The sequence below is a fragment of the Ruegeria sp. CF3 genome (genome assembly GCF_056537365.1).
In genome coordinates, this window is sequence record NZ_JBQFRK010000010.1 from 13,511 (window position 1) to 26,439 (window position 12,929).

Annotated in this window: 18 protein-coding genes; 16 read left to right on the forward strand and 2 right to left on the reverse strand. The window is 56.0% G+C overall.

Annotated features, from left to right (window positions below):
• The first annotated feature begins 2 nt into the window (after positions 1-2).
• The 8 genes from rplX to rpmD all read left to right on the forward strand — a co-directional run bounded on the left by rplX (position 3) and on the right by rpmD (position 3,401).
• Positions 3-314, forward strand: a complete 312-nt coding sequence (gene rplX / locus ACR0KC_RS21535) for a 50S ribosomal protein L24 (protein WP_010437096.1) — start codon at positions 3-5, stop codon at positions 312-314.
• Entirely contained in the window at positions 307-867 is a 561-nt protein-coding gene (gene rplE, locus ACR0KC_RS21540; protein WP_010437097.1) for a 50S ribosomal protein L5, read from the forward strand. The genes rplX and rplE overlap by 8 nt, the downstream gene beginning before the upstream one ends.
• Positions 868-886: 19 nt before the next feature.
• Positions 887-1,192: a 30S ribosomal protein S14 gene (gene rpsN / locus ACR0KC_RS21545; RefSeq protein ID WP_010437098.1), complete on the forward strand. Its 306-nt coding sequence runs from the start codon at positions 887-889 to the stop codon at positions 1,190-1,192.
• A gap of 13 nt (positions 1,193-1,205) precedes the next feature.
• Positions 1,206-1,598 (forward strand): 30S ribosomal protein S8, encoded by a 393-nt coding sequence (gene rpsH, locus ACR0KC_RS21550; RefSeq protein ID WP_010437099.1) that lies wholly within the window; start codon positions 1,206-1,208, stop codon positions 1,596-1,598.
• A gap of 11 nt (positions 1,599-1,609) precedes the next feature.
• Positions 1,610-2,143, forward strand: a complete 534-nt coding sequence (gene rplF / locus ACR0KC_RS21555) for a 50S ribosomal protein L6 (protein WP_170392896.1) — start codon at positions 1,610-1,612, stop codon at positions 2,141-2,143.
• Positions 2,144-2,154: 11 nt separating this feature from the next.
• Positions 2,155-2,514 carry a 50S ribosomal protein L18 gene (rplR, locus tag ACR0KC_RS21560; protein ID WP_170392895.1) on the forward strand — a complete coding sequence of 120 codons (360 nt, stop codon included), beginning with the start codon at positions 2,155-2,157 and terminating at the stop codon, positions 2,512-2,514.
• A gap of 116 nt (positions 2,515-2,630) precedes the next feature.
• Positions 2,631-3,200 (forward strand): 30S ribosomal protein S5, encoded by a 570-nt coding sequence (gene rpsE / locus ACR0KC_RS21565; RefSeq protein ID WP_155148691.1) that lies wholly within the window; start codon positions 2,631-2,633, stop codon positions 3,198-3,200.
• Positions 3,201-3,212: 12 nt separating this feature from the next.
• Positions 3,213-3,401: a 50S ribosomal protein L30 gene (rpmD, locus tag ACR0KC_RS21570; RefSeq protein WP_039538297.1), complete on the forward strand. Its 189-nt coding sequence runs from the start codon at positions 3,213-3,215 to the stop codon at positions 3,399-3,401.
• Between the two features lie 128 nt (positions 3,402-3,529).
• Here rpmD and ACR0KC_RS21575 read toward each other — a convergent pair whose 3' ends face one another.
• Complete coding sequence (locus ACR0KC_RS21575) at positions 3,530-5,353, reverse strand: DUF3604 domain-containing protein (protein ID WP_480707647.1); 1,824 nt, start codon at positions 5,351-5,353, stop codon at positions 3,530-3,532.
• Positions 5,354-5,840: 487 nt separating this feature from the next.
• Between ACR0KC_RS21575 and ACR0KC_RS21580 the strand changes: the two genes are divergently transcribed.
• The 8 genes from ACR0KC_RS21580 to rplQ all read left to right on the forward strand — a co-directional run bounded on the left by ACR0KC_RS21580 (position 5,841) and on the right by rplQ (position 11,840).
• A complete protein-coding gene (locus tag ACR0KC_RS21580) occupies positions 5,841-6,056 on the forward strand; it encodes a DUF1127 domain-containing protein (RefSeq protein ID WP_170609974.1) in 216 nt (71 codons plus the stop codon).
• Positions 6,057-6,256: 200 nt separating this feature from the next.
• On the forward strand, positions 6,257-6,730 hold the full coding sequence (gene rplO, locus ACR0KC_RS21585) for a 50S ribosomal protein L15 (RefSeq protein ID WP_039538304.1): 474 nt from the start codon (positions 6,257-6,259) through the stop codon (positions 6,728-6,730).
• 109 nt (positions 6,731-6,839) lie between these two features.
• Entirely contained in the window at positions 6,840-8,204 is a 1,365-nt protein-coding gene (gene secY, locus ACR0KC_RS21590) for a preprotein translocase subunit SecY (RefSeq protein ID WP_170392890.1), read from the forward strand.
• A complete protein-coding gene (locus tag ACR0KC_RS21595; RefSeq protein WP_170424551.1) occupies positions 8,201-8,845 on the forward strand; it encodes an adenylate kinase in 645 nt (214 codons plus the stop codon). The genes secY and ACR0KC_RS21595 overlap by 4 nt, the downstream gene beginning before the upstream one ends.
• Before the next feature lie 549 nt (positions 8,846-9,394).
• On the forward strand, positions 9,395-9,763 hold the full coding sequence (rpsM, locus tag ACR0KC_RS21600; RefSeq protein WP_008757392.1) for a 30S ribosomal protein S13: 369 nt from the start codon (positions 9,395-9,397) through the stop codon (positions 9,761-9,763).
• A 15-nt stretch (positions 9,764-9,778) separates the two neighbouring features.
• Positions 9,779-10,168 carry a 30S ribosomal protein S11 gene (gene rpsK / locus ACR0KC_RS21605; RefSeq protein ID WP_008757289.1) on the forward strand — a complete coding sequence of 130 codons (390 nt, stop codon included), beginning with the start codon at positions 9,779-9,781 and terminating at the stop codon, positions 10,166-10,168.
• 114 nt (positions 10,169-10,282) lie between these two features.
• Positions 10,283-11,299: a DNA-directed RNA polymerase subunit alpha gene (locus ACR0KC_RS21610; RefSeq protein ID WP_010437127.1), complete on the forward strand. Its 1,017-nt coding sequence runs from the start codon at positions 10,283-10,285 to the stop codon at positions 11,297-11,299.
• 118 nt (positions 11,300-11,417) lie between these two features.
• On the forward strand, positions 11,418-11,840 hold the full coding sequence (rplQ, locus tag ACR0KC_RS21615; protein WP_170392888.1) for a 50S ribosomal protein L17: 423 nt from the start codon (positions 11,418-11,420) through the stop codon (positions 11,838-11,840).
• Between the two features lie 87 nt (positions 11,841-11,927).
• Here the strand turns inward: rplQ and budA are convergent, their stop codons facing one another.
• On the reverse strand, positions 11,928-12,722 hold the full coding sequence (gene budA / locus ACR0KC_RS21620) for an acetolactate decarboxylase (protein ID WP_480791485.1): 795 nt from the start codon (positions 12,720-12,722) through the stop codon (positions 11,928-11,930).
• Positions 12,723-12,929 lie beyond the last annotated feature (207 nt).

Here is a 12,929-nt window from a genome sequence, read left to right on the forward strand (position 1 = left end):
TCATGGCTGCTAAACTCCGCAAAGGCGACAAGGTCGTCGTGCTGGCCGGCAAGGACAAGGGCAAAGAGGGAACTATCACCTCGGTTGACCCGAAAGCCGGTAAAGCTGTTGTCGATGGCATCAACATCGCCATCCGCCACACCCGTCAGTCGCAAACCTCGCAAGGTGGTCGCCTGCCTCAGGCAAACCCGATCGAGCTGTCGAACCTGGCACTGCTGGACAAAAACGGCAAAGCAACCCGCGTTGGCTTCCGCATGGAAGGCGACAAGAAAGTGCGCTTCGCCAAGACCACGGGGGACGTGATCGATGCTTGATACCGCAAACTATACCCCGCGTCTGAAAGCTCAGTACGCTGAAACAATCCGTGCCGCTCTGAAAGAAGAGTTCGGCTACAAGAACGACATGCAGCTGCCCAAGCTGGAAAAAATCGTTCTGAACATCGGTTGTGGTGCTGAGGCCGTCAAAGACTCGAAAAAAGCGAAAGCTGCTGTCGAGGATCTGACTGCGATTGCCGGCCAGAAGGCCGTTGCAACCAAGGCGAAGAAGTCGATCGCGGGTTTTCGCGTCCGTGAAGACATGCCGCTGGGTGCGAAAGTGACCCTGCGCGGCGACCGGATGTACGAATTCCTGGATCGTCTGATCACCATCGCGATGCCTCGCGTTCGTGACTTCCGCGGTGTGAAGCCGTCTTTCGATGGTCGTGGCAACTTTGCCATGGGCATGAAAGAGCACATCGTGTTCCCGGAAATCGACTTCGACAAGGTCGACGAGGTCTGGGGCCTGGATATCGTAATTGCCACCACAGCGAAAACCGACGCTGAAGCAAAGGCATTGTTGAAAGCATTCAACATGCCGTTCAACGCGTAAGCGCCGGGAGGATTGAGACATGGCTAAGAAAGCAATGATCGAACGCGAGAAGAAGCGCGAACGCCTGGTGGCCAAATATGCCGCAAAGCGTGCCGAGCTGAAAGAAATCGCGAATGACGAGAGCAAGCCGATGGAAGAGCGTTTCAAAGCGCGTCTGAAACTGGCGAAACTGCCGCGCAACAGCTCGGCTACCCGTCTGCACAACCGTTGTCAGCTGACCGGTCGTCCCCACGCTTACTACCGTAAGCTGAAGGTCAGCCGTATCGCGCTGCGCGAGCTGGGTTCTGCTGGTCAGATCCCCGGCATGGTGAAATCGAGCTGGTAAGGGAGACATAGATATGAATGATCCTATCGGCGATATGCTCACCCGTATCCGCAACGCGCAAATGCGCGGCAAGTCCACCGTTTCCACCCCGGCTTCCAAGCTGCGCGGCTGGGTTCTGGACGTGCTGGCGGACGAAGGTTACATCCGTGGCTACGAAGCGACGACCGGTGAAAACGGTCATCCGGCCATCGAAATCAGCCTGAAATACTACGAAGGCACCCCTGTTATTCGCGAACTCAAGCGGGTTTCCAAGCCTGGCCGTCGCGTCTACATGGGCGTCAATGACATCCCGCAGGTCCGTCAGGGTCTGGGCGTGTCGATTGTCAGCACTCCGAAAGGTGTGATGTCGGACGCAAACGCTCGCTCCAACAATGTTGGCGGCGAAGTGCTCTGCACCGTCTTCTAAGGAGGTCTGCAATGTCTCGTATTGGTAAAAAACCGGTCGAGCTGCCCAGCGGCGTTACCGCCTCTGTGTCGGGTCAGACCATCGAAGTGAAAGGTCCGAAAGGCACTCGTAGCTTCACCGCCACCGACGACGTTACGTTGTCGGTTGAAGACAACGTGGTCAAGATCGATCCCCGTGGCATGTCCAAGCGTGCGCGACAGCAGTGGGGCATGAGCCGCACCATGGTCGCTAATCTTGTTGAAGGCGTAACAAACGGCTTCAAAAAAGAGCTGGAGATCCAGGGTGTTGGTTACCGGGCTCAGATGCAGGGTAATACCCTGAAGCTGAACCTAGGCTACAGCCACGATGTTGATTTCACTGCTCCGGAAGGTGTCACCATCACCGCGCCGAAGCAGACCGAGATCGTTGTGGAAGGTATCGACCAGCAGCAGGTGGGCGAAGTCGCGGCCAAAATCCGCGAATGGCGCCGTCCCGAGCCGTACAAAGGCAAGGGCATCCGCTATAAGGGCGAGTTCATCTTCCGCAAGGAAGGCAAGAAGAAGTAAGGACGCAGACAATGGCAAACAGCAAAAGAACCCTGTTTCTGAAGCGCCGCCTGCGCGTTCGGAACAAACTTCGCAAGGTCAACGCGGGTCGTCCGCGTCTGTCAGTACACCGTTCGAACAAGAACATCTCTGTTCAGCTGATCGACGACGTACGTGGCGTGACCCTGGCCGCAGCCTCGACCCTGGAAAAGGATCTGGGCGTTGTGGGCAAGAACAACGTCGAAGCGGCCACCAAAGTGGGCGCGGCCATCGCCGAGCGTGCCAAAAAGGCGGGCGTCGAAGAGGCCTATTTCGATCGTGGCGGCTTCCTGTTCCACGGCAAGGTGAAGGCTCTGGCCGACGCTGCGCGTGAAGGTGGTCTGAAGATCTAAGACTTGCGGGCGGGTTTCGATCCGCCCCGATGATCCGGGGGCCTCGGCACTAGTCGGGGCTCACTTGGATTGAACAAACGGCGCCGAGAAGCGCCACATGAGAAAAGGGATGCCAAATGGCAGAACGTGAAAACCGTCGGGGCCGTGGCCGCGACCGTGAAGAAGCACCGGAATTTGCAGACCGTCTGGTCGCAATCAACCGCGTGTCGAAAACCGTAAAAGGTGGTAAGCGCTTTGGCTTCGCCGCTCTGGTGGTTGTCGGCGATCAGAAAGGCCGCGTCGGCTTTGGCAAAGGTAAAGCCAAAGAAGTACCTGAGGCCATCCGCAAGGCGACTGAACAAGCCAAGCGTCAGATGATCCGCGTGCAACTGCGCGAAGGTCGTACCCTGCACCACGACATCGAAGGCCGTCACGGCGCCGGTAAAGTGGTTATGCGTACCGCGCCTGAAGGTACCGGTATCATCGCCGGTGGTCCGATGCGTGCTGTGTTCGAAATGCTGGGCGTTAAGGACGTTGTTTCCAAGTCGCTGGGCTCGCAGAACCCGTACAACATGATCCGCGCCACCATCAACGGCCTGCAAAAAGAGCAGAGCCCGCGTTCGGTTGCCGCACGTCGCGGTAAAAAGGTCGCCGACATCCTGCCCAAGCGGGACGAAGCACCGGCTGCCGCCGAAGCAGAAGCGTAAGGAGAGCGAACAATGGCAAAAACCATCGTCGTCAAGCAGATCGGCTCCCCGATCCGCCGCCCCGCCGAACAGCGCGCAACCCTGATCGGCCTGGGCCTGAACAAGATGAACCGCACCCGCGAGCTGGAGGACACTCCTTCGGTCCGCGGCATGGTCAACAAGATCCCGCATCTGGTTGAGATCATCGAAGAGCGCGGCTAAGCGCAGTCTTTTTTTTGAGAATTGAAAGGCCCTCGAAAACTCGGGGGCCTTTTTTCGTGTTTGCGATTATGTTTGTCTGCTGCGAGCCCAACGCAGCTATAAAACATGAGCGCGTTTGCGGTGAAGTGTTACCCCTCCGGAGTGTACCAAATGGGCGAAGTATAAGCCCGTTCTTGTGTGGATGTAGGTACTTCTTCAGGTAGTTCGTCGCCGAACCGAATAGCTTCGTAAACCGTCCATCGCGGCGTGGGAATTTCCAGCACGCGTGCGTAGTAAAAGGCTTTTTGTCCCGGATCAAACTCGGGATCAGACCAGACGGTTATCAATTCCGGCGATCCGATTGAATTCGTGAACGTGCCGGTTTCGACGTCCACGGTATTGCCGACAGGCGGTAGCTTGCCATCGGCACCGATATCCCGATCGCCGGACCAGACGACATCAAAAACCTTTTCTTGTGTCTCACCGGCTTCTGTTAGCCAGCCCTTGACTATCTGAATACGATCCAGATTACCCGAGTACGGATCCTTGAGTGCAGCGACGAGAAAATTCGGCGCAAAGGCATCACCGGGCGCTTCCGGTAGATCTGCCCCCATCGGTACGCCTTTGCCATACCCAATCTCCGCAGGAAGCCGCGATTGAGCATCGTATTCTTCGAAATCCCATCCCCCGAAGAAACGTACCGTGATCCGACTACCCGTTGTACCATATACTTCCTTGCGTTCCATCGCGTCGAAAATAGATGCTCGCGTATTTTCCTTGGCCCAAACCGCCGCATAACCAGAGGCAGCCATCTGCCAGCCCAGAATTCTGGTCGCTTCAAACTCGCCGACAACATGCTGCCAGCGCCCAGGCTCAGGTTCCACGCCTGAGTGCTTACCAAAAAAGTTGTCTTCCTGGGCTGTCGCCAAGGCCGTGTGACTGTCTGTGGATCCCACGACACCGAACTTGTAAGGGTTGGTCCCAAGCTGCGTCTCAAGCTTCAATCCATTTTTTAAAGCCTCGCGAGCATACTCGTACTGCAACATCCAGTCTTCTTTGGGGACAGGGCCAAGGTTTGCGACGTCCCATGTTTCGTAATCTGCAAACTCGTCATTTGGGCTCAGGAACGGGTGGGCCTCGCCGTCGCCTTTGATCTGAGTAATCTCATACAGTGGCTCCCATTTGGCGCGTCTTTCCGCGTAATCTCCTGTGAGCGGTTCGCCGGTATCGGGGTTTGTCTCGACAGGAAACATCAAACCATTGGAAACATTTCCGTTGTGCGCCAATGCAAGGACGCGCCCGCCTGTCGTTTCTTCGTATCTTTCCATCCAATCCCACAGATCTTCAGGATTGAAAGTCTCGGCAGTCGTAAACGGCAACATTTGCCGCGCCCGAATTTTGTCGTCCCTATAGATGACATTACGGTGCAAGTTGTTACCACCCTCTGTCGACGTCCATTCGTAGCCGATAAACGCTGTGAACGATCCCGGTTGATCATAGGCATCTGCAGTTTCCGTAAAGTCATCCCAAACCGACTGTACAAAACGACGGTCCGCAATAGCCTCCGGCAAAGCTTCACCGGTAATTCCGGCGAAAGTTTCGATAACCTCCATTGTCGCTCCAAGGGCCACATTGCCTCCTTGGTTCAACCTGTCGTTCCAATCGCGTAAAGTTGGGTCGCCCATCAAAGTTGCGTTCCCCGCGACGATCTCGTTCATCGCCCCCATCGCGTCTGAATGGTCTGAAACAACGAGCCAATCGAGCGGGCGAGACAACTTCGCCCGTAGGCCATGAGAAGTAGTTACTTCTTCTCCACGTGCAAACCGAAACGCGTCTGAAGGCGAAAGAAGTACACCAAACGCACGCGCGTCAAGTGAGAGCGATGTATGCAAGTGGGTGTCGCCCCAAAGAGGTCTAGTTGGAAAGTCACGTCCCGCATAAGGCGAAAACGCATCTGATGCAGGGGCATGCATGTCGGCCTCCGAGATGGTCATTTCACCAACTTGCCTACCCTCGGTGGTTTCTTGTGCCCACGCAGAGGTAGATGACATACAAAGCCAAATAAATAAGGTCGCACTGAAAGGAATTTTCATGGCTATATTCCCTGCTAATCAGACTATAGCTTATGCGACCATTCTCATATGCTTGCTGTCAACCTCGTTTTTGTTTCCGCGAGGAGCATCTGTGCTTGATTGAATTTGTGTGTAACTACCCGAATCCGTCGCCGCAGCTTAGCCTCGTATACCGCGAAATCAAACAGCGGCTTTGCCTGCTGAGCGGACACTCGGTGCATTCAGAGTAGCAGGTGGACCCTGTATTGCCATTCACAAAACGCATACCGGCTAGACCGAAACACGCGTTGTTAGCGTTATCGTCTGTGCCTATCTCACGCCTGTCCAATGAAGGAACAAATCAAGTGACATCGGGGAATGCGCCCCGACATTCTAAAGGATCAAAGATATGGCACATACAGCTACACTGACACATGGCGGCTTCAATCTGAGCGCCCGTATTGCGAACCTGTTTGAGCGCGTGAAAGAAAACCGCGCCCGGGCGACGGAATATAACCGCACCTATACCGAGCTTCAGCGCCTGACTAACCGCGAACTGGATGATATCGGTATTCGTCGCTGCGATATCGCGGATATCGCGCGCGAACACGCCTACTGTGGGTAACACCCCAACCACTCACCGTTGAAGAGGCGCCTATACGGCGCCTCTTTTGGTATTGGGGATGTGATTGAACAATGCTTGCAACCGAGGCCGCAACGCTGTAGAGCGCTCCGGTGGATTTCCGTCCACAAGAATCAAAATCAAGAAATGCCGTGTTTGGCCCATCACGCTTCGGGGGTCACATCCGGCTTAGGAGAAGCGAAATGAAACTGAACGAATTGCGCGACAATCCCGGCGCCGCACCGAAACGCACCCGCGTTGGCCGTGGCCCCGGTTCCGGCAAAGGTAAAATGGGTGGCCGTGGTATCAAAGGCCAGAAATCCCGTTCGGGTGTGGCCATCAATGGCTACGAAGGCGGCCAGATGCCGCTGTACCAGCGCCTGCCCAAGCGTGGCTTCAACAAGCCGAACCGCAAGGAATTCGCCGTTATCAATCTGGGCCTGATCCAGAAATTCGTCGACGCCGGCAAGCTGGACGCCAAAGCTGCGATCACCGAGGACGCGCTGGTTGCATCCGGTCTGGTCCGTCGCAAGCTGGACGGTATCCGCGTTCTGGCGAAAGGCGAGATCAGCGCCAAAGTGAACCTGGAAGTCACCGGTGCTTCGAAAGCTGCTGTTGAAGCGGTTGAGAAAGCGGGCGGCTCACTTACGGTCACAAAAGCTGCTGCGGCAGAGTAAGCGCTTGTGAGCGGGCCAAGACCCGCTTACATAGACCTCAGAGTTTTCCAAGACGCCGCCCGAGCCGGAAAACGGTTCCGGGCGGTGTTTTCATAAGAGAGACCGATTTATGGTATCAGCAGCAGAACAAATGGCAGCCAACACAAGCTGGGCTGCTTTGGGCAAAGCCACCGATCTGCGCAACCGCATCCTGTTCACGCTGGGTTTGTTGATCGTCTATCGTCTGGGCACCTTCATTCCGGTTCCAGGTATCGACGGGCAAGCCCTGCGTGAGTTCATGGAGCAAGCGGGGCAGGGCATCGGCGGCATGGTTTCGATGTTCACCGGCGGGGCGCTGGGGCGGATGGGTATCTTTGCCCTCGGCATCATGCCCTATATCTCGGCCTCGATCATCGTGCAGCTGCTGACATCGATGGTTCCCGCGCTCGAACAGCTCAAGAAAGAGGGCGAGCAAGGGCGCAAGAAGATCAACCAATACACCCGTTTCGGTACCGTGGCTCTGGCCACCGTTCAGGCTTATGGTCTGGCGGTTTCGTTGGAATCGGGCGATCTTGCGACCGATCCGGGCATGTTCTTCCGTATGTCGACCATGATCACTTTGGTCGGCGGCACCATGTTCCTGATGTGGCTGGGCGAGCAGATCACCGCGCGCGGCATCGGTAACGGTATCTCTCTAATCATCTTCGTTGGCATTATTGCCGAGGTTCCCGCCGCTCTGGCGCAGTTCTTCGCTTCGGGCCGCAGCGGTGCGATCAGCCCCGCCGTGATCGTGGGTGTGATCATCATGGTCATCGCCGTGATCACCTTTGTGGTGTTCATGGAGCGGGCCCTGCGCAAGATCCATATCCAATACCCGCGCCGTCAGGCTGGTATGAAAGTCTACGAAGGCGGCTCCAGCCACCTGCCGGTCAAGGTGAACCCGGCGGGTGTGATCCCTGCGATCTTTGCAAGCTCGCTGCTGTTGCTGCCGGTAACGATCTCGACCTTCTCGTCGGGCGCCACAAATGGCCCGGTGATGTCGTGGCTGCTGGCCAACTTCGGCCCCGGACAGCCGCTTTATCTGCTGTTCTTCGCTTCGATGATCGTGTTCTTCGCCTATTTCTACACGTTCAACGTGTCGTTCAAGCCGGACGATGTGGCGGACAACCTGAAAAAGCAGAACGGTTTTGTACCGGGTATCCGTCCGGGCAAGAAAACCGCCGAGTATCTGGAATACGTGGTCAACCGCGTGCTGGTTCTGGGTTCGGCCTATCTGGCGGCCGTTTGTCTGCTGCCTGAAATCCTGCGGGGCCAGTTTGCTATCCCGTTCTATTTCGGCGGCACCTCGGTTCTGATTATCGTCTCTGTGACCATGGACACGATCCAACAAGTCCAGAGCCACCTGCTGGCGCATCAATACGAAGGGCTGATTGAAAAGTCCCAGCTGCGCGGCAAAGGCAAGAAACGCGGCAGAAAGGGAGCTGCTCGTCGATGAACATCATTCTTCTCGGCCCCCCGGGGGCAGGCAAAGGAACGCAGGCGCGTCACCTGGTTGAAACCCGCGGTATGGTGCAACTCAGCACCGGAGACATGCTGCGCGAGGCGAAAACCTCGGGCACGGAAATGGGCCAGAAGGTTGCTGCGATCATGGACGCGGGCAAGCTGGTCACCGATGAGATCGTGATCGGCTTGATCGAAGAGAAACTGACCACCGAAAAAGGCGCCGGTTTCATCTTTGACGGCTTCCCCCGGACGCTGGCGCAGGCCGACGCGTTGTCGGCTCTGCTGACCAAGCTGGGCCAGTCGCTGCATACGGTGATCGAGATGCGTGTGGACGATGACGCGCTGGTGGACCGGATCACGGCGCGGTCAACCTGCGGCGGATGTGGTGAGGTCTATAACGACAACACCAAGCCGATTCCTGCGGATGGCAAATGCACCAATTGCGGCAAGGAAAATGACTTTGTCCGTCGCGCCGACGACAACGAAGACAGCCTGCGCACGCGGTTGATGGAATACTATAAAAAGACCTCTCCGCTGATTGGTTACTACTACGCCAAAGGCGATCTGCGTCCGGTGAACGGGCTGGCGGATATCAAGGAAGTTACGGCGTCGATTGAAGCTGTTTTGGGGTGATGCAGTCGACGACTGTTCCGGTTCCTGAAGATCTTGAAGAAGCATTCGAAAGATATGGAGAGCTTATAAAGGCGGAAAGCACTACGTTCAGGCAACGAACCTTGCCTGCTATTTGTGTGTTTACGGCTATCTTTATGTTTGGTCCGATACTCGGTTTCTTTCCACCGCTCAAATCGACAATATCGGTTGCCATCTTATTTTCTCTTCCATTCCTTGCTTTTAGATTTTTTGGAGGGAAACTCAGTGCAGAGCGTGAAGAGATACAGTGTAAATTTTCGGATCAAGGCCTCCGGATTTGCCACGATATGTCGCATCGGGTCGATGTGGTGAGGGAATGAAATTCCAACCTCACTTTGTATGGCTTGACGATCCTCTTAAAAGTCTCTACGCACCCCCATCCCTAAAGGGAATCAAGACCGCATGCGGGATTCGTCCCAATTGCCCCGACCACCTCGAATAATACTGGACCCTCTGGCGTCACTGCCACGGTCAAGTGTTGTGAAAAAAGGTTCCGGAGTTACGGAACCGCAACAAAAAGGAAAGTGACACGTGGCACGTATTGCCGGCGTAAACATCCCGACTGCAAAGCGGGTACCAATCGCCCTCACATATATCACCGGTATCGGAAACACCTCGGCCAAAGCGATCTGCGAAGCCGTAGGCATCGAAGCGCACCGTCGCGTCAATGAACTGTCCGACGCCGAAGTTCTGGCCATCCGCGAGCACATCGATGCAAACTTCACCGTCGAAGGTGACCTGCGTCGTGAAGTTCAGATGAACGTCAAGCGCCTGATGGACCTGGGCTGCTATCGCGGTCTGCGTCACCGCCGCAACCTGCCGGTTCGCGGTCAGCGTACCCACACCAATGCTCGTACCCGCAAAGGCCCCGCAAAGGCCATTGCCGGTAAGAAGAAATAAGGGAGGGTCTGACCGATGGCACGTGATAAGACTCGCGTTAAGCGCAAAGAGCGTAAGAACATCGCATCGGGCGTTGCCCATGTGAACTCGACCTTCAACAACACCAAGATCCTGATCTCGGACGTACAGGGCAACGCCATCTCGTGGTCGTCTGCCGGTACCATGGGCTTCAAGGGATCGCGGAAATCGACCCCCTACGCCGCTCAGATGGCTGCAGAAGATGCAGGCAAAAAGGCGCAGGAACATGGCGTCAAGACGCTGGAAGTCGAAGTTCAGGGCCCCGGTTCGGGTCGTGAATCGGCTCTGCGTGCGCTGGCTGCAGTGGGCTTCAACATCACGTCGATCCGCGACGTGACCCCGATCGCTCACAACGGCTGCCGTCCGCCGAAGCGTCGTCGCGTCTAAGCGATTTTGAATTAGGCTGGGGCTGTGTTTTTGCACGGCCCCAGCACGTCATTTTGAACCTCGGGCGTCTGCACCTTGTTGGTCATGGGGCGCGGACAGGAATGGAGGGATTACATGATCCATAAGAATTGGGCAGAATTGATCAAGCCGACCCAGCTTGACGGCAAGCCGGGCAACGATCCCGCACGTCAGGCAACCCTGGTTGCAGAACCGCTGGAACGTGGCTTTGGTCTGACCCTGGGCAACGCGCTGCGTCGCGTTCTGATGAGCTCGCTGCAAGGCGCGGCCATCACCAGCGTTCAGATCGACAACGTCTTGCACGAGTTCAGCTCGGTTGCCGGTGTACGTGAAGACGTCACCGACATCATCCTGAACCTCAAAGGCGTATCCCTGCGCATGGAAGTCGAAGGGCCCAAGCGCCTGTCGATCAATGCCAAAGGCCCCGCAGTTGTCACCGCTGGCGACATCAGCGAAAGCGCTGGCATCGAGGTTCTGAACCGCGATCACGTCATCTGCCACCTGGATGATGGCGCTGACCTGTTCATGGAACTGACCGTCAACACCGGCAAAGGTTACGTTTCGGCTGAGAAGAACAAGCCCGAAGACGCACCCATCGGCCTGATCCCGATCGACGCGATCTATTCGCCGGTCAAAAAGGTTGCCTATGACGTTCAGCCGACCCGTGAAGGTCAGGTTCTGGACTATGACAAGCTGACCCTGAAGATCGACACCGACGGTTCGATCACGCCGGAAGACGCGCTGGCATTTGCCGCACGCATCCTGCAGGATCAGCTGTCAATCTTCGTCAATTTCGACGAGCCGGAATCGGCTGGCCGCCAGGACGAAGACGATGGTCTGGAGTTCAACCCGCTGCTGCTGAAGAAAGTGGACGAGCTAGAACTGTCGGTCCGTTCGGCAAACTGCCTGAAGAACGACAACATCGTTTACATCGGCGATCTGATCCAGAAGACCGAAGCCGAGATGCTGCGCACTCCGAACTTCGGCCGCAAGTCGCTGAACGAGATCAAGGAAGTGCTATCCGGCATGGGTCTGCACCTCGGCATGGATGTCGAGGACTGGCCGCCCGACAACATCGAAGATCTGGCCAAGAAATTCGAAGACGCGTTCTAAGCGCGTCTTCACAAATGCCCGGGCTGCCGGGGACCATATGGGCACTTCCGCCCCAAGGAGAGCCGGTGACACGCATCGCCGGCCAGACAAAGCAAAACGCGAAAGAAGGAACTAGAAAATGCGTCACGCACGTGGTTACCGCCGCCTGAACCGTACTCATGAGCACCGCAAAGCTCTGTTTGCAAACATGGCTGGCTCGCTCATCGAGCATGAGCAAATCAAAACAACTCTGCCCAAGGCAAAAGAACTGCGCCCGATCGTTGAAAAACTGATCACTCTGGGCAAGCGCGGCGACCTGCACGCCCGCCGTCAGGCCGCAGCACAGCTGAAAGAAGACAAAGACGTCGCCAAGCTGTTCGAAGTTCTGGGCCCTCGTTACGCCGAGCGTCAGGGCGGTTATGTCCGTATCCTAAAAGCAGGCTTCCGCTATGGTGACATGGCACCGATGGCGATCATCGAATTCGTTGACCGCGACATCGACGCCAAAGGCGCGGCCGACAAAGCTCGTGTTGCCGCCGAAGAGGCCGCAGACGAAGAATAAGCCTTGGCTATATCTGAGTTTCAGCCCCCGCGTCGCAGACGCGGGGGTTTTCCTTTGCTCTGTGTGAAAATTCAAGTCGGCCAAAATTTAATTGCTTTCGGCTTTCAGAATACCATCCGCTGACGCTCCCGCGGACAAATTGGCGTCAGAGAAATCCTCTGTCTCTGGCAGTTCCAGATGAAGAGACGAGGTGTGATCGATTTCGATCTTTCCCAGGGTCAATGTATAATCAAGTACGTGCCCACCGGTGGTCCGGTCGTCAGAGATGAAATGCAAGTGGTAACCCGGCACGCCAATCCCGACTGCGTAGTCAGGGCAGCGGAACCCGAGAATAGTTCCCTCCACGTTTTCCAATTCAAACTCGGCCTGCGTTTTGACCACTTCCAGCAAAGGTTTGTATGGCCGTTCCTGTTTCAACACGTTTCGATACCTAATGTGTTTGATCAATCCGGTGAAACGAACCGCGTAAAACAGGTTCTTTGCATCGGCGATGTCATCCAAACCCTCCTCGAAATCGGATTTGTTAATCGGAGAATCCAACGCAAGCGAAATCGTCGGTTCAAAGTCAATGACGGCTGCGTATGGTGTCAGCGCGCCGTTATCCGCAATTGTCGCTTTGCCTTCCCCATCCAGGCGATAAGCGACACCATCCAGCACCACCATTTCTCCGTCCAGGGCGTTGAAAGTACCGAGACCGAAATCTCCGTGTTCCAGCAGCTGACTTATGGAAACAGTCCCGTCATAGACGCCCTGCATGACGGCGCTCAGTAGTGAGGCCTGGTAATACACGTGGGCGTGCTCTTCCCGCACAAAGCTCTTATTTTGATGATGAGAGGCAAGGGCCGTTGCAAAGGTCAATTCCCGGTCTCTGTGCATGGTCATTCCCTCTGATTGGATTCAGCGCCAAGTCCAACACATAGCACAACTCCCTGTGAAACTTTTGCAACGCTTTGCGAAGCCATAATGCTCAAGCAGGATATTTGTGCGAATAGCTCAAAAGAAAGCGGTAGGTCCTCGGCATTGTCGAAGGCAGCGGGTTATGTCGCTTGCAATCTTTGCATCGGCCCCGCATATCCGGTTGGCGATATT